Source organism: Pseudomonas sp. B21-040, from assembly GCF_024748695.1.
GTDB lineage: Bacteria > Pseudomonadota > Gammaproteobacteria > Pseudomonadales > Pseudomonadaceae > Aquipseudomonas.
Window position 1 is genome coordinate 2,026,174 of sequence record NZ_CP087176.1, and the last position, 26,084, is coordinate 2,052,257.

Sequence of the window (26,084 nt, forward strand, 5' to 3'; positions counted from 1 at the left end):
CGTGCCTCGCCTGCGACGCCGATGCGCGGCTATAATTGCCGCCACTTTTCGTAGCCCAGAGTCAAACCCGCCCATGTACACCCTGGCCCGTCAGCTGTTGTTCAAACTTTCCCCGGAAACCTCCCACGATCTGTCCCTGGACCTGATCGGCGCGGGTGGGCGTTTGGGCCTCAACGGCTTGCTGTGCAAAGCTCCGGCGAACATGCCGGTGTCGGTCATGGGCCTGGATTTTCCGAACCCGGTCGGTTTGGCCGCCGGTCTGGACAAAAACGGCGCGGCCATCGACGGTTTCGCCCAGTTGGGCTTTGGATTTGTCGAAATCGGCACCATCACCCCGCGTCCGCAACCCGGTAACCCGAAGCCACGGATTTTCCGCCTGCCGGAAGCCGAGGCGATCATCAACCGCATGGGCTTCAACAACCTGGGCGTCGATCACCTGCTGGCCCGCGTCGCCGCCGCCAAATACAAGGGCGTGCTGGGTATCAACATCGGCAAGAACTTCGACACTCCGGTTGAACGTGCGGTCGACGATTACCTGATTTGCCTGGACAAGGTCTATGCCCATGCCAGCTATGTGACGGTCAACGTCAGCTCGCCCAACACACCGGGCCTGCGCAGCCTGCAGTTCGGTGATTCGCTCAAGCAGTTGCTCGCTGATCTGGCCACGCGCCGCGCAGAACTGGCCTTGCGCCACGGCAAACACGTGCCGCTGGCGATCAAGATCGCGCCGGACATGAGCGACGAAGAAACGGCGCAGGTCGCACAAGCGCTGATTGAAACCGGCATGGACGCAGTGATCGCCACCAACACCACCCTCAGCCGCGTCGGCGTCGAAGGCATGGAGCACGGTGACGAGGCGGGCGGTCTGTCCGGTGCACCGGTTCGCGACAAGAGCACTCACACCGTGAAAGTACTGGCGGCGGAACTGGCGGGTCGCTTGCCGATCATTGCCGTGGGCGGTATCACCGAAGGCAAGCACGCGGCAGAGAAAATCGCGGCAGGTGCGAGCCTGGTACAGATTTACTCCGGCTTCATTTACAAAGGCCCGGCGCTGATTCGTGAGTCTGTAGACGCCATCGCAGCCCTGCGCTGATTGTGTAGCAGCTGCCGAGCCTGCGAGGCTGCGTCCGGCTGCGCAGCAGTCGTCAAACCTGCATGCACGGTGCCTCTGCAAATCGCGGTGTCTGATTTCACGACTGCTTCGCAGCCGGACGCAGCCTCGCGGGCTCGGCAGCTGCTACAGGGATGGTGTTTGGCTAGAACGCAGGCATAAAAAAGGGCTCCTCGAAGGAGCCCCTGGGCCGGAGCCCGCCGTCCGGATGGGACGTGCGTGGTTAATTCAGTCAGTCATCAGATTGTCGTGTCGGAGTGTTTGGCCCTGTAAATTAGCCGACGGCGTGAAGTTCGTTGAGTCTGTGGATTCCCGCAGTGCCGGTCATACCGTCCCAGTTGTCGCCGCGTCCTTCTCGCCAGCCGTTAATCCAGGCTTGGCGTACCGACGGTAGAGTAAATGGGCAAAGCTCACGGGATTTGCCACCAACGCCATATTGATATCCGCGCAAAAATGCTCTTTCCAACGGATCACGCTTAAGTCTTCTCATAGGGTGTTGCCCTCACTTGTTGACTGTATTTATCGCGTCGACCTCTATTGAGGTCTGGCAGAAAAACTCTGCCGTTGGGGGCTCGCTGCCGGCGTGACGAGCCAAGGTGTTGACGTCGTTGCGGCGTCAACCTGTGTTGAGTTCTAACCAATGCGTCACATCGAGGGAATGATCGTTTTGTCATAAGAACGTAACCATAAAGATGCTAAGGCCATAAGCATCACGATGAATGCCCGGTGTTGATTGGCAAAAGCCCTGTATGATCGGCCCCCCGCAGGATGACGGGAGTAATCCCTTAGTGAGAATGACTTCTGTTGGTGGAAGCATTATTCGACGAAGGGTCGCTTTATGACATTTTGTTGCATCAACTATTTTATCTGTCCTTGCATCTAAGCTCTTTTAACCCGAGCAGCAGGGGTGGGACGGCACACCTTCGTGCCACGCGGGCGCTCTTCGAGAAAAGCGCCTGATTGAAAACCGGATCGGCAATGCGTTGCCGGTTCACTTCGCCAAAGGCTCTGAAATTCCCATGTCCGACCAATTCGAAATCTTCCTCACCTGCCCAAAAGGCCTTGAAGGCCTGCTCATCGAGGAAGCCGTCGGGCTTGGCCTTGAAGAGGCACGCGAGCACACCTCGGCCGTGCGCGGCATGGCCACCATGGAAACCGCTTACCGCCTGTGCCTGTGGTCGCGTCTGGCGAACCGGGTGCTGCTGGTGCTCAAGCGTTTCCCGATGAAGGACGCCGAAGACCTGTACCACGGCGTACTGGACATCGAGTGGCAAGACCACATGCTCAACGCCGGTACCTTGGCCGTCGAGTTCAGCGGCCACGGTTCGGGCATCGACAACACCCACTTCGGTGCCTTGAAGGTCAAGGACGCCATCGTCGACAAACTGCGCACCCCGCAAGGTGACCGTCCGTCGATCGACAAACTCAACCCGGACCTGCGCATTCACCTGCGCCTGGACCGTGGCGAAGCGATTCTTTCTCTCGATTTGTCCGGCCACAGCCTGCACCAGCGCGGTTATCGCTTGCAGCAAGGCGCGGCACCGCTGAAGGAAAACCTGGCGGCCGCGATCCTGATCCGTTCCGGCTGGCCACGCATTGCGGCCGAAGGCGGCGCGCTGGCTGACCCGATGTGCGGTGTCGGTACGTTCCTGGTCGAAGCGGCGATGATCGCCGCCGACATGGCGCCGAACCTGCGTCGCGAGCAGTGGGGCTTTACCCATTGGCTGGGCCACGTTCCGGCGCTGTGGAAAAAGCTTCACGAAGAGGCCACCGAACGTTGCGCGGCCGGCCTGGCCAAGCCACCGCTGTGGATTCGCGGTTACGAAGCCGACCCGCGCCTGATTCAACCGGGCCGCAACAACGTCGAGCGTGCCGGCCTGAGCGAGTGGATCAAGATCTACCAGGGCGAAGTCGGTACGTTCGAGCCGCGTCCGGACCAGAACCAGAAAGGCCTGGTGATCTGCAACCCTCCCTACGGCGAGCGTCTGGGTGACGAGGCGAGCTTGCTCTACCTCTATCAAAACCTCGGCGAGCGTCTGCGTCAGGCCTGCTTGAACTGGGAAGCCGCGGTGTTCACCGGCGCCCCGGATCTGGGCAAGCGCATGGGCATTCGCAGTCACAAGCAGTATTCGTTCTGGAACGGCGCATTGCCGTGCAAGCTGCTGCTGATCAAAGTCACGCCAGACCAGTTCGTCACGGGCGAGCGTCGCACCCCTGAGCAGCGTCAGGTCGAGCGCGAGCAGGCGGCTTACGATCAGGCACCGAGCGAGCCAGAAGAGCGCAAGTACAACAAAAACGGCAACCCGATCAAACCGACACCAGCACCTGCGCCGGTGATCGAGCAGCCGCGTTTGAGCGAAGGCGGGCAGATGTTTGCCAATCGCCTGCAAAAAAACCTGAAAGCCATGGGCAAGTGGGTCAAGCGCGAAGGCATCGACTGCTATCGCGTGTATGACGCCGACATGCCGGAATACTCGATGGCCATCGACCTGTATCAGGATTGGGTCCACGTTCAGGAATACGCGGCGCCGAAATCCATCGATCCGGAAAAAGCCTCGGCACGTATGTTCGATGCCTTGGCCGCTATTCCGCAGGCCTTGAACATCGACAAGAGCCGCGTGGTGGTCAAGCGTCGCGAGCGTCAGAGCGGCACCAAGCAATACGAGCGTCAAGCCGCGCAGGGCAAGTTCGTCGAGATCAACGAAGGTGGCGTGAAGCTGCTGGTCAACCTGACTGACTACCTCGACACCGGGCTGTTCCTTGACCACCGCCCGATGCGCATGCGCATTCAGAAAGAGTCGGCCGGCAAGCGCTTCCTCAACCTGTATTGCTACACCGCGACGGCCAGCGTTCACGCCGCCAAGGGGGGGGCACGCAGCACCACCAGCGTCGACCTGTCGAAAACCTATCTGGACTGGGCGCGTCGCAACCTGTCGCTGAACGGTTTCTCTGACAAGAACCGTCTGGAGCAGGGCGATGTGATGGTCTGGCTCGACGCCTGCCGTGACGAGTACGACCTGATCTTCATCGACCCGCCGACGTTCTCCAACTCCAAGCGCATGGAAGGGATCTTCGACGTGCAGCGCGATCAGGTGCAACTGATCGACCTGGCGATGGCCCGTCTGGCACCCGGTGGCGTGTTGTACTTCTCCAACAACTTCCGCAAGTTCGCCCTTGAGGAAAATCTCACGCAGCGTTACGCGGTCGAAGAAATCACCGCCCAGACCATCGATCCGGATTTCGCCCGCAACGGCAAGATCCACCGCGCATGGAAAATCACCGCACGTTGATAGCTGTGTGGATTGGATCCACAGAGCCTTGATTTTTAAAGGCTCTGTGGCTTCTTTCAGTGCTGGTCAAATTAGTGGCTAATAGCTATAACTCTCTCATGGCCAATGGGCTTTCCCGCACCTGGCGTTGTGAGTTGCGTTTATGTCGTTACACGCCGTGCGCCCCAAGATCCTGGGTTTTATCAGCGAAGATGTGTCGGCCTGGCTGGTCGCGCTGCTGGTATTGCTTATGGGGTGTGTTCTGACGGGGTTGTTGGCCTGGTCGACGGTCAACGTGTTTCGCCATCAACTCAAGCAACGCTTCCAACTGCTGGCCAGTGAACGCTATAGCCGCATTGAAGAACGATTTCAGGACCAGGAGCAGCGCCTCGACAGCCTGCGCCGGTTCTTCGCCAATTCCGACTCGGTCTCCCGCGAGGAGTTCGACGGTTTCACCAAACCCCTGTTGCACCGCGCTCAAGCCTATTCATTCGCGGCCCGCGTGACGCGTGCCGAGCGCGCAGAGTTCGAGCGCAAGGTGCGTGACGAGGGCTTTAGCGATTTCACCGTTCGTGAACTCGCCAGCGATGGTCAATTGCAATTGGCCGCTGAACGCGATGAATACGTGGTGGTGCTTTACAGCCAGACGCTAAGCCGACTGGGCTCGCCGCTGGGTTACGACTTATGGGCTCAGCCGATGCGTCGGGCGACCCTTGAGCGAGCGGATAAACGCGGCAGCCTGGCGGTGTCGCAGCCCATGCATCTGGTCAGTATCGAGCCGGCCTATGCGCGTGGCGTGCTGCTGGTGGCCCCGGTGATTGTGTCTAACACGCCAAGCGGCGCAGGGGTAAAACCCTACGGTTATGTCATGGCGGTGATCAGCATGCGTCAGTTGCTGGCGGATGGCTTGCCCGATGCCAATTACGACTATCTCTCGGTCCGCATTCTCGACTTGTCGATCGTCAACCAGCACGAAGTGCTTTACGAGTCCTTCAACGGACCGGCGGCCAGTGATTTGTCCGCGAGCCGACTATTGCGAATGGCCGATCACGACTATCAGGTCGACATCAAGCCCAGCGAAGCCTTTATACAAGCCAACCATTCCTCGGTGACGACCCTGATAGTGCTGGGCGGCTTGCTCAGTCTGCTGGTCAGCGCATTGCTGTACGTGTTGGTCAGCCAGCGTCAGCGAGCGCTGAAAATGGTTGAGCAACAGACCGAGGAGTTGCGCGCCCGCGAGCAGGAGTTACGTGGCACTCACGGCCAGTTGCGTGGCGTGTTGAATGCGGCGACCCAGGTGGCGATCATCGCCACCGATCTGCGCGGGGTCATCACCACGTTCAATGCCGGTGCCGAGCAGATGTTGGGTTACGCCGGCGTTGAGGTTGTGGGGCGCATGACTCTGGAAAACCTGCATTTCCCCCGAGAGCTGGTGGCACGGGCGGCGGAGTTGAGCGCGCGGTATGGAAAACCGATTCCAACCTGTCAGGCGATGTTGGTCAAAGACGGCGATGAAATTGGTAACGCTGCGCGGGAGTGGACGCTGGTGCGCCGCGATGGCAGCCATTTGGCGGTCAACATGCTGGCGACCCCGGTACTCGACGAGCAAGGTCTGTGGGTCGGTCACCTGGCGATCTGCATCGACATTACCGAACGCAAACGCGTCCATGAGGCCTTGGCGGCGCGGGACCTGTTGTTGAAGAAACTCAGTGCCCATGTCCCCGGCGGCATCTATCAATTCAAGATGGAATTCGACGGTCGCTTCAGCGTGATCTATGCCAGCGACGGTATCCGCGAGATCTACGAACTCGAGCCGGACGTGCTGCTGTTCAACGCCGAATCGATCTTCACGCGCATTCATCCACAAGACACGACCCGGGTCCGAGCCTCGATCCGGGCGTCGGCGGACACCCTCAGCCCGTGGCGCGAGGAATATCGCGTGCAGTTGCCCATGCGCGGCCTGCGCTGGGTTCGCGGTGAGGCGACCCCTGAAGAGCAGCCCGGTGGCGGCGTGCTCTGGCATGGCTACGTTTCCGACATCTCCGATTTGAAACGGGTAGAACAAGAATTGCGTGCGCTGTCGATCACCGATTCGCTGACCGGGATTCATAACCGCCGCTACTTCCAGGAGCGCCTGACCACCGAAATGGCCCGCGTCGAACGCGGAGGGGGCGAGTTGTCGGTGATCATGCTCGACATCGACCACTTCAAACGCATCAATGATCAACATGGCCATGCCGTGGGGGATCGGGTGTTGCAGGTGGTGTGCGAGCGCATCGGTCATCGACTGCGGCGCACAGACGTGTTCTGTCGCCTCGGTGGCGAGGAGTTCATGGTGTTGTGCCCGGACACCGACAGCGAGCAGGCGCAAGTGCTGGCCTTGCAGTTGTGGCAAGGGTTGCGCAGTTCACCGATCGAGGGTGTGGGGTTCGTTACCGCGAGTTTCGGGATTGCCAGTTGGCAGGTCGGAGAGGGCGCGGATGCGCTGTTGTTGCGGGCGGATTCGGGGGTTTACGCGGCGAAGCAGGCCGGTCGGGATCGGGTCGAGACGCAGATAAGCTAAGACCGGAAACAGTCGATGTGGGAGCAAGCCCGCGCCAACATTTGATCGCTCCCACGCTCTGCGTGGGAATGCCTCAATGGACGCTCTGCGTCCGCTCTTGAATGCGTTCCCACGCAGAGCGCGGGAACGATCGGATCGGGGGGTTACAAGACCGAAGCCGTTTCCGGCAGTTTCGGCTGGCGATACAAGTCCAGCAGGACCTGATCCAGTACCGACGATGCGCCAAACGGTGCTTTGTCGTTGAGGATCGCCACCACGGCCCACGTGTTGCCATTGACGTCGCGGCTGAAGCCGGAGATGGCGCGCACAGTGTTCAGGGTGCCCGTCTTGACGTGGGCTTCACCGCGCATCGCAGTAGTCTTCAGGCGTTTGCGCATGGTGCCGTCGGTGCCGGCAATCGGCATCGAGCTAATGAACTCGGCGGAGTACGGGCTGTGCCAGGCGGCTTGCAGCATCGACGCCATTTCACGAGCGCTGACGCGTTCGGCGCGGGACAGGCCGGAACCGTTCTCCATCACCAGGTGCGGCGCGGTGATGCCTTTCTTCGCCAGCCACTGACGAACCACACGCTGCGCGGCTTTGGCGTCGTCACCGTCGGCGTCCGTGCGGTACTTCTGGCCCAGGCTCAGGAACAGTTGCTGAGCCATGGTGTTGTTACTGTATTTGTTGATGTCGCGGATGATTTCCGCCAGGTCCGGCGAAAACGCGCGGGCCAGCAATTTGGCATTGCTTGGGGTCGGCGCCAATACATCCTTGCCCTGAATGCTGCCGCCCAGCTCTTTCCAGATTGCCCGCACGGCGCCGGCGGTGTAGGTCGCATGGTCAAGCAGCGACAGGTAGGTCTGGGAGCTGCAACCATCGCCCAACTGGCCACCGACGGTCACGGTCACGCTGCCATCGGCCTGGGTTACCGGGTTGTAACGCACGCCACCGGTGCATTGCTTGGAGTTGAGGGCCTTGACCTGGTTTTCGATGCGGATGCTGGCAATCGGCGGTTCGACGGACACCAGCACACGGCCATTGTCGTTGCGCGCCACGAAGCGCAGCGCCTTGAGGTTGACCATCAGCGAGTCGGGCTTGACCAGGAACGGCTTGTTCTCGTCATTGCCATCGTCGTTGAACTCGGGCAATTGCGGTTGCGTGAAGAAACTGCGGTCCAGCACCAGGTCGCCAGTGATTTGCGTCACGCCGTTGGCGCGCAGGTCACGCATCAGCAGCCAGAGTTTTTCCATGTTCAGCTTTGGATCGCCGCCACCCTTGAGGTAGAGGTTGCCGTTGAGGATGCCACCGCTGAGGGTGCCGTCGGTGTAGAACTCGGTTTTCCACTGGTGGTTGGGGCCGAGCATTTCCAGCGCCGCATAGGTGGTGACCAGCTTCATGGTCGAGGCCGGGTTGACCGAAACATCCGCGTTGAAAACGGTGGGAGTGCCTGGGCCGGTGAGCGGAATCATCACCAGCGACAAGGCGCTGTCCTGCAATTTGCTGGCCTTGAGGGCTTTTTCGACGTTGGGCGAGAGCGCAGTGTTGATTGGAGCGGCGGAAACGGAGAGGGCCAGGGGAAGAATGAAACCGGCCAGCAGCAATGGACGCAAAGATTTGATCATGTGCAGTAAAACCCTACAGGCGAGGGGGGAAAAGACGAGGGCATGGCGATAAAAATCCCTCAGTGGTCATGAACGTGTCGGCATTATGCCCCAAGGCTTGATGGCTTGTGCCTTGCGATACCCCTCTAAACCGCTATTTTTTTACCGACGGTCAGCATTGGCGGCCAGAGAGTCGGGCAATAAGCGGCTTAAACTGCTAAAGTGCCGCCCGTTATTACTTTTGAGGATTGTTCCAATGGCGACTAACCGTTCCCAGCGTCTGCGCAAAAAACTGTGCGTCGATGAATTTCAAGAGCTGGGTTTCGAACTGAACCTGGATTTCAAAGAAGATTTGGCTGATGAAGCCATTGATGCTTTCCTCGACGCGTTCCTCAAAGAAGCCATGGAAGCCAACGGTCTGGGCTATGTTGGCGGCGACGACTACGGTCTGGTTTGCCTGCAGAAGCGTGGCTCGGTCAGCGCTGAACAACGCGCTGCCGTTGAAGCCTGGCTCAAAGGCCGCACCGAGCTGACCAGCGTTGAAGTCAGCCCGCTGCTGGACGTCTGGTACCCGGAAAAGCCGATCAATCCGGTAGCTTGATGTCATAGCTTTTTGTCTTAAAAAAAGCGGCGACCCAAGGGTCGCCGTTTTTTTATGTGCAGATTAAATGCACGCAGCCTCGTTTCACTCGACAGCTGCTACATGGATTTTGTGGTCCTGTAGCAGCTGTCGAGTGAAACGAGGCTGCGAAGCGTTTAACTTTTACGCCAATTCAGAATCACCAGCGTCACCACCCCCGCCACAATCCCCCAGAACGCCGAACCGATGGAAAACAGTGTCAGCCCTGACGCCGTGACCATAAAGGTAATCAACGCCGCTTCCCGCTCCTTCACTTCGGTCATGGCAATGCTCAAGCCATTGATGATCGAGCCAAACAGCGCCAGTGCCGCGATCGACAGCACCAACTCTTTCGGCAATGCGGCAAACAGCGCCGCCAGCGTCGCGCCGAACACCCCGGCAATCCCGTAGAAAATCCCGCACCACACTGCTGCCGTGTAGCGTTTGTTGCGATCTTCGTGGGCGTGCGGCCCGGTGCAGATCGCCGCGCTGATGGCCGCGAGGTTGATGCCGTGGGAGCCGAACGGAGCCAGTAGCAACGAGGCGATGCCGGTGGTGGTGATCAGCGGTGAGGCCGGCACAGTGTAGCCATCGGCACGCAGGACGGCGATGCCCGGCATGTTCTGCGAGGTCATGGCCACCACGAACAGGGGAATTCCGATACTGATGGTTGCAGCCAGGGAGAAATGCGGGGTGGTCCAGACCGGCGTGGCCACCTCCAGATGGAAACCAGTGAAATCCAGCAGCCCCATGGCCCCTGACAATGCGGTGCCGATCAACAGCGCGGCCAGTACGGCATAACGCGGCGACAGGCGTTTGACCAGCAAGTACGTGAAGAACATGCCCAGCACCAGCCCGGTGCGGTGCTGGGCGGCGACGAAGATTTCGCTGCCGATCTTGAACAGAATCCCCGCCAGCAGCGCCGCGGCCAGGGATGCCGGAATCTTTTTCACCAATCGTTCAAAGCTGCCGGTCAGGCCGCAAATCGTCACCAGCACCGCGCAGGTGATGTAGGCACCGATGGCTTCGCCATAACTCACACCGCCCAGGCTGGTAATCAGCAACGCCGCGCCGGGGGTCGACCAGGCAATGGTGATGGGGGTGCGATAACGCAGGGACAAACCGATCGAGCACACCGCCATGCCAATCGAGATCGCCCAGATCCACGACGAAATCTGCCCACTGGTCAGGCCCGCCGCTTGTCCGGCCTGGAACATCAGGACCAGGGAGCTGGTGTAGCCGGTCATCATCGCAATGAAACCGGCGACGATGGCCGAAGGCGAGGTGTCGGCCAAGGGGCGGAGCTGCGTGTGCGTGGCGTCGTTCATGACGGCGTTGTTCCTTGTTCTAGTGGAGATGCCCAGGCCCTTTGTAGCAGCTGGCGAAGCCTGCGTTCGGCTGCGAAGCAGTCGTGAGATCAGCCGGCACGGCGTATAAGGGAGCCCGCGTATTCAGGTTTTACGACTGCTACGCAGCCGAACGCAGGCTTCGCCAGCTGCTACAGGGATCGGGTTAACGCGCGGATTCTGCGTTCAAGCCTAAACTCAAACGTAGCGGATCGTTGCAATACAGCGGAAGCGACAAACAGCCGTACAGTCGTGTTGCCACCATCCATTGTGTACAATCGCGGTGTTTTTTACGCGATACTTGCCAGCGACCCACTGTGCCGTATTACAGTCACCGTCAATTCGCCGCAGTTCTCCCCCGACTCGAGTGCCCATGAACGAACAGTTGCAGCCCCTCAAGAAACAACCGCGAGCAGGCAAAGCCGGCCGCAGCGGTACCCAGGACGATATTGTCTACGCGCATATCTTCGAGGCCATCCTCGAACAGCGCCTGGCGCCCGGCACCAAGTTGAGCGAAGAAGCGCTGGGGGAAATTTTCGGGGTCAGTCGCACCATCATTCGTCGCGCACTCTCGCGCCTGGCCCATGAAGGCGTGGTGCTGCTGCGTCCGAACCGTGGCGCGGTCGTCGCCAGCCCGAGCGTCGAAGAGGCCCGTCAGGTGTTCTTCGCCCGACGTCTGGTGGAGCGGGCCATCACCGAACTGGCGGTGGAGCATGCCACCGCCGAGCAGCTCGCCGAGTTGCGGCAAATGGTCAACGATGAGCGCGACAGCTTCTCCCGTGGCGATCGCGGTGCGGGCATCCGTCTGTCGGGTGAATTCCACCTCAAACTCGCCGAAGCGGCGAAGAACGCGCCATTGATCAGCTTCCAGCGCAGCCTGGTATCGCAGACTTCATTGATCATCGCCCAATATGAAAGTGGCAACCGTTCCCACTGTTCCTACGATGAACACACCCAACTGATCGATGCCATCGAAGCGCGCAACGCTGAGCTGGCGGTGAATTTGATGATGCATCACATGGATCACATCGACAGCAAACTCAACCTCGACGAAGAAAGCGCGTCGGATGATTTGCACGCGGTGTTCTCGCATTTGTTGCAGACCAAAAAGCCAGGGCGTTCGGCCGCGAAACTCTGATAGACCCGGGACAAAAAAATCCCCCGTAGCCTGAAGACTGCGGGGGATTTTTTTGAGCGTCTGATCGTTCCAACGCTCTGCGTGGGAATGCAGCCCGTGACGCTCCGCGTCACTGGACGCGGAGCGTCCCTAGAGGCATTCCCACGCAGAGCGTTGGAACGATCAGCCCGGAATACCTTAGCGCTGATGCACCAGATTCCCCGCCGCATACGTCTGCAGAACAGTCCGGTCATCCCCCAGCGTCATCAACACAAACAACGTCTCGGCAATGTTGTTGGCCTGTTTCAAGCGATAGCCCAGCAGCGGCGTGGCGTTGTAATCCAGCACCAGGAAGTCGGCATCGGTGCCCGGCAGCAAGGTGCCGATCTTGTCTTCCAGGCGCAGCGCACGCGCACCGCCCAGGGTGGCCAGGTACAGCGATTTGAACGGGCTCAGGCGTGCGCCTTGCAATTGCATGACTTTGTACGCTTCGTTCAACGTCTGCAGGATCGAAAAGCTGGTGCCGCCGCCCACATCGGTGCCGATGCCGACATTGAGCTTGTGCTTCTCGGCCATCGGCAGATTGAACAAACCGCTGCCGAGGAAGAAGTTCGACGTTGGGCAGAAGGCGATGGCCGAGCCGGTTTCCGCGAGCCGCGCACACTCGTCGTCGCACAGGTGCACGCCATGAGCGAACACCGAGCGTTCACCCAGCAATTGGTAGTGATCGTAAACGTCGAGGTAGCCCTTGCGTTCGGGGAACAGTTCCTTGACCCACTCGATTTCCTTCAGGTTTTCGCTGATGTGGGTCTGCATGTACACGTCAGGGAATTCGCTGAGCAGTTGGCCGGCGAGGGTCAGTTGTTCCGGGGTGCTGGTCGGCGCAAAGCGCGGGGTGACGGCGTAGTGCAGGCGACCCTTGCCGTGCCAGCGCTCGATCAATGCCTTGCTTTCGACGTAGCTGGATTCGGCGGTGTCGGTCAGGTAGTCCGGGGCGTTGCGGTCCATCATCACCTTGCCGGCGATCATGCGCAGGTCCAACTGTTCGGCGGCCTCGAAGAATGAGTTCACCGATTGTGGATGCACGCTACCGAACACCAGTGCGGTGGTGGTGCCGTTGCGCAGCAGTTCCTTGATGAAAATGTCCGCCACCTGGTCCGCATGGGCCTTGTCGGCGAACTGGCTTTCACACGGGAAGGTGTAAGTGTTGAGCCAGTCCAGCAGTTGTTCACCGTAGGCACCGACCATGCCGGTTTGTGGCAAGTGGATATGGGTGTCGATGAAACCCGGGGTGATCAACGCATCCTGATAATGGGTGATTTCAATGTCGGCCGGCAGGGTCGGCAGCAAGTCGCTGGCGTGGCCGAGCGCGCTGATCTGGCCGTTGTCGACCACCAGCAAGCCGTCTTCGAAATACTCGTACGAGGCTTCAATGCCGACTTCAGCAGGGTCGGCAATGCTGTGCAGGATGGCGGCGCGGTAAGCTTTGCGAGTCAAAGGCATGGGGGTTCTCGGTTTTTAGGCTTATCAATTGGAGGCTTGGCTGCGGCGTGAAGCAGGCAGCAGTTTGGCAATCGATGATCCGGCGCTGGCGGTCTGCTGGCCGAAATTCGCGTTATAGGTGGCGATGATTTCGCCGGCGATGGAGATGGCAATTTCCACAGGCAGCTTGCCTTTGACTTCGCCGATACCCATCGGGCAGCGCATGCGTTGCACGACGCCGCTGTCGAAACCACGGTCGCGCAGGCGATGTTCGAATTTCACCCGTTTGGTCTTCGAACCGATCAGGCCGAAGTAGGCGAAGTCGTTGCGCTTGAGGATGGCGGCGGTGAGTTCGAGGTCGAGTTGGTGATTGTGGGTCATGACGATGCAGTAGCTGCCGGCGGGCAGGTCGTCGATTTCATCCACAGGTTCTTCGGAAACGATTTTGCGCACGCCGTGGGGGATCTGTTCCGGGAACTCGTCTTCGCGCGAATCGATCCAGCGTACCCGGCAAGGCAGGCTGGCGAGCAGTGGCACCAATGCGCGGCCAACGTGGCCGGCACCGAATACGGCGATCTGTGCCTGGACCTGGCCCATCGGTTCGAACAGCAACACCGTCGCGCCACCGCAGCACTGGCCGAGGCTGGCGCCCAGGCTGAAACGCTCCAGATGTGTGTCTTGCTTACCGCTGGCGAGCATGTCGCGGGCGATGTGCATGGCTTTGTATTCCAAGTGCCCGCCACCGATGGTGTCGAAGCTCTGGGTTGCGCTGATGACCATCTTCGAACCGGCATTGCGCGGCGTCGAGCCGAGCTCTTCGATGATGGTTACCAACACGCAGGGTTCACCCTGGGATTGCAGGTCGGCGAGGGCGTCGATCCAGTTGTACATATTCACCTCGACATCTTTTGTTGTCTGTTCGGGCCTCATCGCTGGCAAGCCATGCTCCTACAGGTTTCGTGCAATCCCTGTGGGAGCCGAGCTTGCTCGCGATGGCCGCACTGCGGTCTTAAAGCGAAGCCAACTCGGTCTCAGCCTCAACAGCCTTCACTGCCGTCAACTGGCGCATTTGCTCACAGCCCCACAACACCCGCTCCGGCGTCGCCGGTGCGTCGATTTTCGGTTGATGCTTGTAGTCACCCAGGCTCGCCACGGCGTCCTTGATCGCGCACCACGACGCAATGCCCAGCATGAACGGCGGCTCGCCCACGGCCTTGGAATGGAACACCGTGTCTTCCGGGTTCTTGCGGTTCTCCACCAGCTTCACCCGCAGGTCCAGCGGCATGTCCGCCACGGCCGGGATCTTGTAGCTGGCCGGGCCGTTGGTCATCAGTTTGCCTTTGGCATTCCAGACCAGCTCTTCCATGGTCAGCCACCCCATGCCCTGAATGAATCCGCCTTCGACCTGGCCGATGTCGATGGCCGGGTTCAGCGAGGCGCCGACGTCGTGGAGGATGTCGGTGCGCAGCATTTTGTACTCGCCGGTCAGGGTGTCGACGATCACCTCGCAGCACGCGGCGCCAAAGGCGAAGTAGTAGAACGGACGACCGCGGGCCTGACTGCGGTCGTAGTAGATTTTCGGGGTCTTGTAGAAGCCGGTACTCGACAGTGACACCTGCGCGAAATAAGCCTGCTGGATCAGCGCTTCAAACGTCAGGATGTGATCGCGAACCCGCACGTGACCGTTGTGGAATTCCACGTCTTCTTCGCTGACTTTGTACTGGCGCGCGGCAAATTCGACCAAGCGCTGCTTGATGGTTTCGGCGGCGTTCTGTGCAGCCTTGCCGTTCAGGTCGGCACCGCTGGAAGCGGCCGTCGGCGAGGTGTTTGGCACTTTGTCGGTGTTGGTCGCGGTGATCTGCACGCGGTCCATTTCCACCTGGAACACTTCGGCCACGACTTGCGCGACCTTGGTGTTCAAACCCTGGCCCATTTCGGTGCCGCCGTGGTTCAAGTGGATGCTGCCGTCGGTGTAGACGTGGATCAGCGCACCCGCCTGGTTGAGGAAGCTGGCGGTGAACGAAATGCCGAATTTGACCGGGGTCAGCGCCAGGCCTTTTTTCAGGATCGGGCTGTTGGCGTTGTAGCGACGAATCGCTTCGCGGCGTTCGGCGTACTGGCTGCTTTCTTCCAGTTCGGCGGTCATTTCTTCGAGCATGTTGTGCTCGACGGTCTGGTAGTAATGGGTGACGTTGCGCTCGGTCTTGCCGTAATAGTTGGCCTTGCGCACGGCCAGCGGATCGAGGGCCAGGTGACGGGCAATCGCGTCCATCACTTCTTCGATGGCGACCATCCCTTGCGGGCCGCCAAAGCCGCGATAGGCCGTGTTCGACGCGGTGTTGGTCTTGCAGCGGTGACCGTTGATGGTCGCATCGCCCAGGTAGTACGAGTTGTCGGAGTGGAACATCGCACGGTCGACAATCGACGCCGACAGGTCCGGCGAGCAACCGCAGTTGCCAGCCAGTTCGAGGTTGATGCCATGCAGGCGACCGGTGCTGTCGAAGCCCACGTCGTACTCGACGTAGAACGGGTGACGCTTGCCGGTCATCAGCATGTCTTCGACACGCGGCAGGCGCATCTTGGTCGGTTGACCGGTGAGGTGCGCGATCACGGCACACAGGCACGCCGGGCTCGCTGCCTGGGTTTCCTTGCCACCGAAACCACCGCCCATGCGGCGCATGTCGACGACGATTTTGTTCATCGACACGTCCAGCACTTCGGCCACCAGTTTTTGCACTTCGGTGGGGTTCTGGGTCGAGCAGTAAACGATCATGCCGCCGTCTTCGGTGGGCATCACCGACGAGATCTGGGTTTCGAGGTAGAAGTGTTCCTGGCCGCCGATGTGCAGCGTGCCCTGGATGCGATGTTTAGCGGTGGCCAATGCAGTGACTGAGTCGCCGCGTTGATGGGTGTGGCTGTCGAGCACGAAGTGGCGTTTGCGCAGGGCTTCGACCACGTCCAGTACCGGCTCCAGATCTTCGTATTCGATGATTGCGGCCATCGCGGCTTTGCGCGCTGTTTCCAGGTCTTTCGCCGCGACGGCGATCACCGGTTGACCGACGAATTCCACGGTGTCGATGGCCAGCAACGGGTCGCCCGGCAGCAACGGGCCGATGTCTTTCAGGCCTGGCACGTCTTCATGAGTGATGGCGATGCGCACGCCTTCGAAGGCGTAGCAGGGCGCGGTGTCGATGCTGATGATTTTCGCGTGGGCGCGGTCTGACAGGCGCGCATAGACGTGCAACTGGTTCGGAAATTCCAGGCGGTCATCGATGTACTGCGCTTCACCGGACACATGCTTGGCGGCACTGTCGTGCTTGACGCTGCGGCCGACACCGGTGGTCAGGTCCTTGGCGAACAGTTCAGCCAGTTCGGCTTGGGTCTTCTCTACAGCGTGATGATTAGACATAAGCGGTCACCCGAGTCTCGATGTGCGGTGTTTGCAGTTCGATGAAGTATTTGCGCAGCAGGTTCTGCGCGCTGAGCAGGCGGTATTCCTTGCTCGCGCGGAAGTCCGACAGCGGGGTGAAATCTTCGGCCAGTGCGGCGCAGGCGCGCTCGACGGTGGCGCTGTTGAACGGTGCACCAGCCAACATGGCTTCGCAGGTGCTGGCACGTTTCGGGATGGCCGCCATGCCGCCGAAAGCCACGCGGGCATCGGCGATCACGCCGTTTTCCACACGGATGTTGAACGCGGCACAGACCGCGGAAATATCATCGTCCAGACGCTTGGACACCTTGTAGGCGCGGAACAGTTGTTCGGCGCTGGCACGCGGCACGATGATCTTCTCGATGAACTCGCTTTCCTGGCGCGCCGTCACCCGGTAATCGATGAAGTAATCCTCCAGCGCCAGGGTGCGACGGGTTTCACCTTTGCACAGCACGATCTGCGCACCGAGGGCGATCAGCAGGGGAGGTGAGTCGCCAATAGGCGAGGCGTTGCCGATGTTGCCGCCGAGGGTGCCCTGGTTGCGGATCTGCAGGGACGCAAAGCGTTGCAGCAGTTCACCGAAATCCGGGTATTCGGCGTTCAGCGCTTCGTAGCAATCGGAGAGGGCGGTGGCGGCGCCGATTTCCAGGCGATCGTCGAAGCGCTCGATGCGCTTCATCTCGGCGACGTTGCCGACATAGATCATCACCGGCAAGGTACGGTGGAACTGCGTGACTTCCAGCGCCAGGTCCGTGCCGCCGGCCAGCAGGCGGGCTTGTGGATAAGCGTCATAGAGGTCGGCCAGGTCGGCGACAGTCAACGGCACCAGGCAGCGCTTGTCGCCACTGTTGAGTTCGCCGATGGCGGTGGGGGCGATGGCTTTCAGGCGCGCGATGGTCTCTGCTTCACGGGCGTCGAACTGATCCGGTTTTTTACCGCAGCAGGACTGTTGGGCCGCTTCCAGGATCGGTCGGTAGCCGGTGCAGCGGCACAGGTTGCCGGCCAGCGCTTCGTGGGCCTTGTGCGCGTCCGGTTGATCACTGTTCTTTTGCAGGGCGAACAGCGACATGACAAAGCCGGGGGTGCAGAAACCGCATTGCGAGCCGTGGCACTCGACCATGGCTTGTTGCACGCTGTGCAGTTGGCCTTTGTGCTTGAGGTCTTCAACGCTGATCAATTGTTTGCCGTGCAGTGACGAGACGAACGTCAGGCACGAATTGAGGCTGCGATAACGAATGTGTTCGCGGCCATCGTCATCCGTTTGCAACTCGCCGACCACCACGGTGCAGGCGCCACAGTCACCGCTGGCGCAGCCTTCTTTGGTGCCGGGTTTGCCCACATGGTCGCGCAGATAATTGAGCACGGTCAGGTTTGGGTCCAGGGCGTGCTCACTACGGAGTTCCTGGTTAAGTAAAAACTGGATCACGGAAGGCCTCGCAGACTCATTATTGTTGTTAACCCACTTGAACCGAATTTAGCAGGTCTGACTTTTCGGTCAATGTTTTTCTGACTTGAAGGTCAGGAAAAAGCATTTTGTCGGTTAACACCTCATTTATTCATTATTGACCCTCGCGCACTTGCCTGCTTTTTGCTTGAATCGTGCCAAAACCGCCGAGTGGGCCCTGCGCCATGACCTATCAAGTGCGCTACACTGCGCCGCTTGTGCAGATCGAAGAGTTTGAAGGACAACCATGACGTTCAAGGCGCCGGACAGCCTCGCCGAGCAAATTGCTCACCACCTCGCCGAACGCATCATTCGCGGCGAAATGAAGCCCGGGGAGCGCATTCAGGAACAGAAGGTCACGCTGGCTCTCAATGTCAGCCGCGGTTCGGTCCGCGAAGCCTTGCTGATCCTTGAGCGCCGTCACTTGATCGCGATCCTGCCGCGACGTGGCGCCCATGTGACCGAGCTCACCCCGCACAAGGTGCAGAGCCTGTGCACGCTGATGGGCGAGATGTACATCCTGCTCGCCAATGCCGTGGCCAGTGGCTGGAAAGTCCAGGCCGACCTGGCGCCGTTCGTGCAAATACAGCAGCGTTTGGCTGCCAGTTACGAACGCCAGGACATCCACACCTTCGTCGACGACAGTTTCAGCGTGATGCGCGCCACGTATCCATTTGCCAACAATCCGTATCTGCAGGAAACCGTCGAGAATCTGCAGCCAGCCATGAGCCGTGCTTACTTCCTTGCCCTGGATCAGCGCAAGGCGTCGATGAGCGAGTATCTGGAACTGTTCGAGCGCTTGCTCGCAGCCGTGATTGCCCGCGATTTTGCGCAGATCCGTGAAGTGCTGACCGCTTACGGCCAGCGCAGTTGCGATCTGGTGATCTCTGCCCTGACGGACGCCTAAGCGTGCGGCTCAAGTGCATCAAGCTGGCGGGGTTCAAATCCTTCGTCGATCCAACCACGGTGAACTTCCCCAGTAACATGGCGGCAGTCGTCGGGCCGAACGGTTGCGGCAAGTCCAACATCATCGACGCCGTACGCTGGGTGATGGGCGAGAGTTCGGCGAAGAACTTGCGCGGCGAGTCGATGACCGACGTCATCTTCAACGGTTCGACCAGCCGCAAACCGGTGAGCCAGGCGAGTATCGAACTGGTGTTCGATAACTCCGACGGCACCCTGCTCGGCGAATACGCCGCCTATGCGGAAATTTCCATTCGCCGCAAAGTGACGCGCGACAGCCAGACCACCTATTACCTCAACGGCACCAAATGCCGGCGTCGCGACATCACCGACATCTTCCTCGGCACCGGCCTGGGCCCGCGCAGCTATTCGATTATCGAGCAGGGGATGATCTCCAAGCTGATCGAATCCAAGCCCGAAGACCTGCGCAACTTTATTGAAGAAGCGGCAGGCATCTCCAAGTACAAGGAGCGCCGGCGCGAAACTGAAAACCGCATCCGCCGCACCCACGAAAACCTCGCACGCCTGACTGACCTGCGCGAAGAGCTGGAGCGTCAACTCGAACGCCTGCACCGCCAGGCCGAGGCCGCGAAGAAGTATCAGGAATACAAAGGCGAAGAGCGTCAGCTCAAGGCCCAGTTGTCAGCCTTGCGCTGGCAGGCGCTGAACGAGCAGGTCGGTCAGCGTGAAGCGGTGATCGGCAACCAGGAAGTCACCTTCGAAGCCTTGGTCGCCGAGCAACGCAATGCCGATGCGAGCATCGAACGCTTGCGCGACGGGCACCATGACCTGTCTGAACGCTTCAATCTGGTGCAAGGACGCTTCTATTCGGTCGGCGGCGATATCGCCCGGGTCGAGCAAAGCATCCAGCACGGCCAACAGCGTCTGCGTCAGCTGCAAGACGATTTGAAGGAGGCCGAGCGCGCGCGTCTGGAAACCGAATCTCACCTGGGCCACGACCGCACGCTGCTGCTGACCCTGGGCGAAGAGCTCGACATGCTCGCCCCGGAACAGGAAGTCACCAGCGCCGCCGCCGAAGAGGCCGCCGCCGCGCTGGAAGAATCTGAAACCACCATGCACGGCTGGCAGGAGCAGTGGGACACGTTCAACCTCACTGCCGCCGAGCCGCGTCGCCAATCCGAAGTGCAGCAGTCACGCATCCAGCAGCTGGAAACCAGCCTGGAGCGTTTGGCCGACCGCCAGAAGCGGCTGGGCGAAGAGCGTGCGTTGCTCTCGGCGGACCCGGAAGATGCGGCGATCATGGAGCTCAGCGAGCAGCTGGCGGCCAGTGAAGCCACGCTTGAAGATTTGCAGGCCAGTGAAGAGGCTCAGGTCGAACGCCTTGAGCAACTGCGTCAAGAGTTGCAATTGGCCCTGCACAATCAGCAACAGGCTCAAGGCGATTTGCAGCGCCTCAACGGTCGACTGGCCTCCCTTGAAGCCTTGCAGCAGGCCGCGCTCGATCCGGGCACCGGCACCGCCGAATGGTTGCGCGAACAGCACCTGGCGGATCGCCCGCGCCTGGCCGAAGGCTTGAAGGTGGAAGCGGGTTGGGAGCTGGCGGTGGAAACCGTGCTGGGCGCCGACCTGCAAGCCGTGCTGGTGGACGACTTTGGCGACTTCGATCTGGCGGGTTTCGCCCAAGGCGATTTGCGCTTGCTCAGCCCGGCCACCGACGGCGTGCGCGTACCGGGCAGTTTGCTCGACAAGGTCGAGGCGCGAATTGATTTGTCGCCGTGGCTGGGGCAGGTCAAACCGGTCGATAGCCTCGAACAGGCACTGGCACTGCGCGGTCAATTGAGCGCCGGGCAGAGCCTGATCAGCCGTGATGGCTACTGGGTCGGCCGACACTTTTTACGCGTACGCCGGGCCAGCGAAGCGGAAAGCGGTGTGCTGGCGCGAGGGCAGGAAATCCAGCGCCTGACCGAGGAACGCGAAGAACGCGAAGCCACGGTCGAAACACTGGAAACCCAACTTCAAAATCTGCGGGCGCAACAGCGTCAGCAGGAAAACGGGCGCGAGCATTTGCGTCGTCTGCTGCAAGACGAAGCGCGTCAGCAAGGCGAATTGAAAGCGCAACTGTCTGCCGGCAAAGCCAAGGTCGAACAACTGACGTTGCGGCGCACACGTCTGGACGAAGAGCTGGCCGAGCTGAGTGAGCAGCGTGCGCTGGAGCACGAGAATATCGGTGAGGCGCGCCTGCAATTGCAGGAAGCCCTTGACGCCATGGCGCTGGACACCGAACAGCGCGAGTTGCTGCTGGCCCAGCGCGACAGCCTGCGCGAGCGACTGGATCGGGTGCGTCAGGAAGCCCGGCAGCACAAGGATCACGCGCATCAATTGGCCGTGCGCCTCGGTTCGCTCAAGGCGCAACACGACTCGACGCGTCAGGCGCTGGAGCGCCTGGAAATGCAATCCGAGCGCCTGACCGAAAAACGCGAACAACTCAACCTGAACCTGGAAGAGGGCGAGGCGCCCCTGGAAGAGTTGCGGTTGAAACTGGAAGAGTTGCTCGACAAGCGCATGACCGTCGACGAAGAACTCAAGACCGCGCAGATCGCCCTGGAAGACGCCGACCGCGAACTGCGCGATGCCGAAAAACGGCGTAATCAGGCCGAGCAGCAATCGCAATTGATTCGCGGGCAAATGGAAGGCCAGCGCATGGAATGGCAAGCCCTGACCGTGCGCCGCAAGGCCCTTGAAGAGCAGTTGCTGGAAGACGGCTACGACCTTCACGGTGTGCTCGCCACGCTGACGGCCGAGGCCAACGAGAAGGATGCCGAAGAAGAACTCGAACGCATTGCCGCGCGTATTTCGCGTCTCGGTGCGATCAACCTCGCGGCCATCGACGAATACCAGCAACAATCGGAGCGTAAACGTTATCTGGATGCGCAGAACGATGATCTGGTGGAAGCGCTGGACACGCTCGAGAACGTGATTCGCAAGATCGACAAGGAAACCCGTAACCGCTTCAAAGATACCTTTGATCAGATCAATGGCGGTTTACAGGCGCTTTTCCCAAAAGTTTTCGGTGGAGGTCGCGCGTATTTGGAACTGACGGGCGAAGATCTACTCGATACAGGGGTAACGATCATGGCGCAGCCGCCAGGGAAGAAGAACAGCACCATCCATTTGCTCTCCGGTGGCGAAAAAGCCCTGACCGCATTGGCCCTGGTTTTTTGCCATCTTCAAATTGAACCCGGCGCCGTTCTGCATGCTCGATGAAGTTGACGCACCACTGGATGACGCTAACGTTGGACGCTACGCACGGCTGGTAAAGGAAATGTCACAGACGGTGCAGTTCATCTACATCACCCACAACAAGATCGCCATGGAAATGGCTGAACAACTGATGGGTGTGACGATGCATGAACCGGGTTGCTCGCGTCTGGTGGCGGTGGATGTCGAGGAGGCGATGGCGATGGTGGATGCCTGAGTTGGCGTCTGTAGGGCAGGTATTACAAGGCTGTAGGATGTTTTTACTTGCCCTGACTTGCTGGCCAATCGACATATTCGCTAAAGCCACTGTGACAGACGGTGTAAAGTTGCCTTTGGTCGTGCTAGTTTAATGTCAATTTTTCGTATACGTGGGCAAAACGCCTGTCAGAACATAGAGTTGGCGCCACGTTTTAAAGCGGTTTACAGGTTGTAAACCCCTTATTTTTCAGCATTTTTTATAGAGGCACGGGATTACATGGAAATCGGTCTGCGCGAGTGGCTGATCGTCATCGGCATTATTGTCATTGCCGGTATTCTTTTTGATGGCTGGCGCCGTATGCGCGGTGGCAAGGGAAAACTGAAATTCCGTCTTGACCGAAGTTTGTCCAATCTGCCGGACGAGGACACCAGCGCCGAGCTGTTGGGCCCGCCGCGCGTGTTGGACAACCACAAAGAACCACAACTGGACGAGCACGATCTGCCGTCGGTGAGCATGCCTGCCCGTGAGCCCCGCGAATCGGGTTCCAAGCGTGGCAAGCGCGGCCATGGCGAGCCGTCGCAAGGCGACATGAACCTCAGCCTGGATCTGGACGGCGGCCCGAGCTTCAGCAGCCGTGACGACGATTTCCCGGATGACACCAAGGCCTCGCCAGCGGTCAGCGAAAAAGATCAGCCGCAAGCGGAAGAAGTGTTGGTGATCAGCGTAATTTGCCGTGACGCTGCCGGTTTCAAAGGCCCGGCGCTGCTGCAGAACATTCTGGAAAGCGGTTTGCGTTTCGGTGAAATGGACATCTTCCACCGTCACGAAAGCATGGCCGGCAATGGCGAGGTGCTGTTCTCAATGGCCAATGCGGTCAAGCCGGGCGTCTTTGATCTGGATGACATCGATCATTTCAGCACCCCGGCGGTGAGCTTCTTCCTCGGTCTGCCAGGCCCGCGTCATCCCAAGCAGGCCTTCGATGTGATGGTGGCCGCGGCGCGCAAACTGTCCCAGGAACTGAACGGCGAACTGAAAGACGACCAGCGCAGCGTGCTGACCGCCCAGACGATTGAGCACTACCGTCAGCGCATCGTTGAATTCGAGCGTCGCGCCCTGACCCAGAAGCGTTGAAATTGACAACGTATGGGGGACTGCGCCGCGTCTCCCGTACCCTGTAGGAGCCGAGCTTGCTCGCGATGGCGATCTCAAAGACGCCATCGCCGGCAAGCCGTGCTCCTACAATGATTTAACAGATTGAGCAGCCTCGGCTGCTCTTTTGCTTTATGAGAGAACACCCATGACCGCCGCCAAAAACCGCATTCTAGAGCTGCGCGCTGAGCTGGATCAGCACAATTACCGTTACCACGTGCTGGACGAGCCCAGTATTCCGGACGCTGAATACGACCGCTTGTTCCACGAGCTCAAAGCCCTTGAAGCGGACCATCCCGAACTGATCACCAGCGATTCGCCGACCCAGCGCGTGGGCAGCGCCGCGTTGTCTGCGTTCACGCAAGTGCGTCACGAAGTACCGATGCTCAGCCTTGGCAACGCCTTCGAAGAAACCGACATGCGCGAGTTCGATCGCCGGGTGACAGAAGGCCTGGATCTACCGGTCGGCGATCTGTTTGGTGGCGGCGCGGCGGTGGAATACAGCTGCGAGCCGAAGCTCGATGGCCTGGCGGTCAGCTTGCTGTATCAGGACGGCGTGCTGGTACGCGGCGCGACGCGCGGTGACGGCACCACTGGCGAAGACATCAGCATCAACGTGCGCACCGTGCGCAACATTCCGCTCAAGCTGCACGGCACTGGCTGGCCAGCGACCCTGGAAGTGCGCGGCGAAGTGTTCATGTCCAAGGCCGGTTTCGAACGGCTTAATGCCACGCAGCTGGAAGTCGGCGGCAAGACCTTCGCTAACCCGCGTAACGCCGCCGCCGGTAGCTTGCGCCAGCTGGATTCCAAGATCACCGCCAACCGTCCGCTGGAATTCTGCTGCTATGGCATCGGCCAGATTTCGGCGGACATCGCCGACACACACATCGGCAATCTCAAGCAACTCCAGGTGTGGGGCATGCCGATCAGCCACGAGCTGAAACTGGCGCACGGCATCGACGAATGCCTGGATTACTACCGCGACATCGGCGAGCGCCGCAACGCCCTGGCGTATGAGATTGACGGCGTGGTGTTCAAGGTCAACAGCATCGCCTCGCAGCGGGAGCTGGGTTTTCGCGCTCGCGAGCCGCGCTGGGCGATCGCGCACAAATTCCCGGCCATGGAAGAACTCACCGAGTTGCTCGACGTGGAATTCCAGGTCGGTCGTACCGGCGCTGTCACGCCAGTGGCGCGCTTGAAACCGGTCAAGGTGGCCGGCGTCACCGTGGCCAATGCGACGTTGCACAACATGGACGAAGTCGCGCGTTTGGGCCTGATGATCGGCGACACGGTGATCATCCGTCGCGCCGGAGATGTGATTCCCCAAGTGGTGCAAGTGGTGCTCGAGCGCCGTCCGGAAAATGCCCGGCCGGTGCAGATTCCCGAGCAGTGCCCGGTGTGCGGCTCACACGTCGAGCGCACGCAATTGGTCAAGCGCAGTAAAGGTCGCGAGACCGTCAGCGAAGGCGCGGTGTACCGTTGCGTCGGTCGTCTGGCCTGCGGGGCGCAGCTCAAGCAGGCGATCATTCACTTCGTTTCCCGTCGCGCGATGGACATCGAAGGCCTGGGTGACAAGAGCGTCGAGCAACTGGTCGACGAAGGCCTGGTCAGTTCGCCAGCCGATCTGTATGCCCTGAAGTTCGACGACATCGTCGACCTGGAAGGTTTTGCCGAACTGTCGAGCAACAAACTGCTGAGCGCCATCGAGGACAGCAAGAAGCCAAGCCTGGCGCGCTTTATCTATGCGCTCGGGATTCCTGATGTCGGTGAGGAGACGGCCAAGGTGCTGGCGCGCTCTCTCGGCTCGCTGGAGCGAGTTCGGCAGGCGTTGCCGCAAGTGCTCACGTACTTGCCGGATGTCGGCCTGGAAGTGGCGTATGAGATCCACAGTTTCTTTGAAGATGCGCACAACCAGCAGGTGATCGCGGAACTGCTCAAGCACGGCCTGCAGATTCAGGATCAGGGCGAGCTCGGTGCTGAGTTTGCCGCGAGTACCACGCTGGGCGGCTTCCTCGACAAGTTGCACATTCCGTCGGTGGGGCCGGGCGGGGCACAGAAGCTGGCGGACAAGTTTGGGTCGCTGGAAGCGGTGATGAGCGCTGACTGGCTGGACATGCGTCAGGCGCTGCCAGAGAAGCAGGCCAATTCAGTTCGCGAGTTTTTTGCCGTTGAAGACAATCGCCAGCTTGCGCAGGCGGCCGAGCAGCAGTTGCGCGATTTCGGCATGCACTGGCTGAGCGAGAAGAAAGTCGTCGAAGGCTTGCCACTGGCTGGGCAGACCTGGGTGCTGACCGGTTCGCTGGAGTTGATGAGTCGCGACATCGCCAAGGACAAACTTGAAAGCCTCGGTGCCAAGGTGGCGGGCTCGGTGTCGGCCAAGACCCACTGCGTGGTGGCCGGGCCGGGCGCCGGTTCGAAGCTGGCCAAGGCCAATGAGTTGGGTTTGAAAGTGCTGGATGAAGAAGCGTTTGTCGAATTCCTGAAACAACACGGTATTTCTGTTTAGTCGATCGTTCCCACGCTCCGCGTGGTAGCGCATCTCGTGACGCTTTGCGTCACAGCGGACGCGGAGCGTCCGGGGCGACATTCC

Annotated in this window: 15 protein-coding genes and 1 pseudogene; 9 read left to right on the top strand and 7 right to left on the bottom strand. The window is 60.1% G+C overall.

Going from position 1 to position 26,084, the window contains the following annotated elements:
* Positions 1-73 precede the first annotated feature (73 nt).
* Entirely contained in the window at positions 74-1,093 is a 1,020-nt protein-coding gene (locus LOY55_RS09170) for a quinone-dependent dihydroorotate dehydrogenase (RefSeq protein ID WP_046027042.1), read from the top strand.
* 292 nt (positions 1,094-1,385) lie between these two features.
* On the opposite strand, the gene rmf is transcribed toward LOY55_RS09170, so the two are convergent.
* On the bottom strand, positions 1,386-1,601 hold the full coding sequence (gene rmf / locus LOY55_RS09175; RefSeq protein WP_003223300.1) for a ribosome modulation factor: 216 nt from the start codon (positions 1,599-1,601) through the stop codon (positions 1,386-1,388).
* A 529-nt stretch (positions 1,602-2,130) separates the two neighbouring features.
* Between rmf and rlmKL the strand changes: the two genes are divergently transcribed.
* Positions 2,131-4,401, top strand: coding sequence for a bifunctional 23S rRNA (guanine(2069)-N(7))-methyltransferase RlmK/23S rRNA (guanine(2445)-N(2))-methyltransferase RlmL (gene rlmKL, locus LOY55_RS09180; protein WP_223522467.1), 2,271 nt, complete (start codon positions 2,131-2,133; stop codon positions 4,399-4,401).
* Between the two features lie 142 nt (positions 4,402-4,543).
* Entirely contained in the window at positions 4,544-6,943 is a 2,400-nt protein-coding gene (locus tag LOY55_RS09185) for a GGDEF domain-containing protein (protein WP_223522466.1), read from the top strand.
* A gap of 143 nt (positions 6,944-7,086) precedes the next feature.
* Here the strand turns inward: LOY55_RS09185 and dacB are convergent, their stop codons facing one another.
* The gene (dacB, locus tag LOY55_RS09190) at positions 7,087-8,547 is read right to left on the bottom strand and encodes a D-alanyl-D-alanine carboxypeptidase/D-alanyl-D-alanine-endopeptidase (protein ID WP_046027039.1); all 1,461 of its coding nucleotides are present in this window, start codon (positions 8,545-8,547) and stop codon (positions 7,087-7,089) included.
* 235 nt (positions 8,548-8,782) lie between these two features.
* On the opposite strand from dacB, the gene LOY55_RS09195 reads away from it, so the two are divergent.
* Positions 8,783-9,127 carry a YggL family protein gene (locus LOY55_RS09195; protein WP_007971486.1) on the top strand — a complete coding sequence of 115 codons (345 nt, stop codon included), beginning with the start codon at positions 8,783-8,785 and terminating at the stop codon, positions 9,125-9,127.
* A 155-nt stretch (positions 9,128-9,282) separates the two neighbouring features.
* On the opposite strand, the gene LOY55_RS09200 is transcribed toward LOY55_RS09195, so the two are convergent.
* On the bottom strand, positions 9,283-10,473 hold the full coding sequence (locus tag LOY55_RS09200) for a benzoate/H(+) symporter BenE family transporter (RefSeq protein ID WP_046027038.1): 1,191 nt from the start codon (positions 10,471-10,473) through the stop codon (positions 9,283-9,285).
* Positions 10,474-10,864: 391 nt separating this feature from the next.
* Here LOY55_RS09200 and LOY55_RS09205 point away from each other — a divergent pair, with 391 nt between their 5' ends.
* Positions 10,865-11,629 (top strand): GntR family transcriptional regulator, encoded by a 765-nt coding sequence (locus tag LOY55_RS09205; RefSeq protein ID WP_046027037.1) that lies wholly within the window; start codon positions 10,865-10,867, stop codon positions 11,627-11,629.
* Positions 11,630-11,806: 177 nt separating this feature from the next.
* Here the strand turns inward: LOY55_RS09205 and guaD are convergent, their stop codons facing one another.
* From guaD to xdhA, 4 genes are all read right to left on the bottom strand, one after another.
* Positions 11,807-13,111 carry a guanine deaminase gene (gene guaD / locus LOY55_RS09210; protein ID WP_109785964.1) on the bottom strand — a complete coding sequence of 435 codons (1,305 nt, stop codon included), beginning with the start codon at positions 13,109-13,111 and terminating at the stop codon, positions 11,807-11,809.
* Positions 13,112-13,135: 24 nt separating this feature from the next.
* Positions 13,136-13,981, bottom strand: coding sequence for a xanthine dehydrogenase accessory protein XdhC (gene xdhC, locus LOY55_RS09215; protein WP_046027035.1), 846 nt, complete (start codon positions 13,979-13,981; stop codon positions 13,136-13,138).
* A 118-nt stretch (positions 13,982-14,099) separates the two neighbouring features.
* Positions 14,100-16,499, bottom strand: a complete 2,400-nt coding sequence (gene xdhB / locus LOY55_RS09220; RefSeq protein ID WP_223522464.1) for a xanthine dehydrogenase molybdopterin binding subunit — start codon at positions 16,497-16,499, stop codon at positions 14,100-14,102.
* Positions 16,492-17,946, bottom strand: coding sequence for a xanthine dehydrogenase small subunit (gene xdhA / locus LOY55_RS09225; protein ID WP_223522463.1), 1,455 nt, complete (start codon positions 17,944-17,946; stop codon positions 16,492-16,494). Before xdhA ends, xdhB begins: the two co-directional genes overlap by 8 nt.
* Positions 17,947-18,211: 265 nt before the next feature.
* Between xdhA and LOY55_RS09230 the strand changes: the two genes are divergently transcribed.
* From LOY55_RS09230 to ligA, 4 genes and pseudogenes are all read left to right on the top strand, one after another.
* Entirely contained in the window at positions 18,212-18,871 is a 660-nt protein-coding gene (locus LOY55_RS09230; protein ID WP_046027032.1) for a GntR family transcriptional regulator, read from the top strand.
* Positions 18,872-18,873: 2 nt separating this feature from the next.
* Positions 18,874-22,363: pseudogene (gene smc / locus LOY55_RS09235) on the top strand (chromosome segregation protein SMC).
* A gap of 258 nt (positions 22,364-22,621) precedes the next feature.
* On the top strand, positions 22,622-23,476 hold the full coding sequence (gene zipA, locus LOY55_RS09240; protein ID WP_077430580.1) for a cell division protein ZipA: 855 nt from the start codon (positions 22,622-22,624) through the stop codon (positions 23,474-23,476).
* Between the two features lie 166 nt (positions 23,477-23,642).
* Complete coding sequence (ligA, locus tag LOY55_RS09245) at positions 23,643-26,000, top strand: NAD-dependent DNA ligase LigA (protein WP_223522461.1); 2,358 nt, start codon at positions 23,643-23,645, stop codon at positions 25,998-26,000.
* Positions 26,001-26,084: the final 84 nt, after the last annotated feature.

What these genes read in the sequence shown, in the direction of transcription:
- xdhB (WP_223522464.1), bottom strand. Translation starts at nt 16,499, where the DNA reads ATGTCTAATCATCACGCTGTAGAGAAGACCCAAGCCGAACTGGCTGAA.
- LOY55_RS09185 (WP_223522466.1), top strand. Translation starts at nt 4,544, where the DNA reads ATGTCGTTACACGCCGTGCGCCCCAAGATCCTGGGTTTTATCAGCGAA.
- LOY55_RS09205 (WP_046027037.1), top strand. Translation starts at nt 10,865, where the DNA reads ATGAACGAACAGTTGCAGCCCCTCAAGAAACAACCGCGAGCAGGCAAA.
- LOY55_RS09200 (WP_046027038.1), bottom strand. Translation starts at nt 10,473, where the DNA reads ATGAACGACGCCACGCACACGCAGCTCCGCCCCTTGGCCGACACCTCG.
- xdhC (WP_046027035.1), bottom strand. Translation starts at nt 13,981, where the DNA reads ATGTACAACTGGATCGACGCCCTCGCCGACCTGCAATCCCAGGGTGAA.
- rlmKL (WP_223522467.1), top strand. Translation starts at nt 2,131, where the DNA reads ATGTCCGACCAATTCGAAATCTTCCTCACCTGCCCAAAAGGCCTTGAA.
- ligA (WP_223522461.1), top strand. Translation starts at nt 23,643, where the DNA reads ATGACCGCCGCCAAAAACCGCATTCTAGAGCTGCGCGCTGAGCTGGAT.
- rmf (WP_003223300.1), bottom strand. Translation starts at nt 1,601, where the DNA reads ATGAGAAGACTTAAGCGTGATCCGTTGGAAAGAGCATTTTTGCGCGGA.
- LOY55_RS09170 (WP_046027042.1), top strand. Translation starts at nt 74, where the DNA reads ATGTACACCCTGGCCCGTCAGCTGTTGTTCAAACTTTCCCCGGAAACC.
- LOY55_RS09195 (WP_007971486.1), top strand. Translation starts at nt 8,783, where the DNA reads ATGGCGACTAACCGTTCCCAGCGTCTGCGCAAAAAACTGTGCGTCGAT.
- guaD (WP_109785964.1), bottom strand. Translation starts at nt 13,111, where the DNA reads ATGCCTTTGACTCGCAAAGCTTACCGCGCCGCCATCCTGCACAGCATT.
- dacB (WP_046027039.1), bottom strand. Translation starts at nt 8,547, where the DNA reads ATGATCAAATCTTTGCGTCCATTGCTGCTGGCCGGTTTCATTCTTCCC.
- LOY55_RS09230 (WP_046027032.1), top strand. Translation starts at nt 18,212, where the DNA reads ATGACGTTCAAGGCGCCGGACAGCCTCGCCGAGCAAATTGCTCACCAC.
- zipA (WP_077430580.1), top strand. Translation starts at nt 22,622, where the DNA reads ATGGAAATCGGTCTGCGCGAGTGGCTGATCGTCATCGGCATTATTGTC.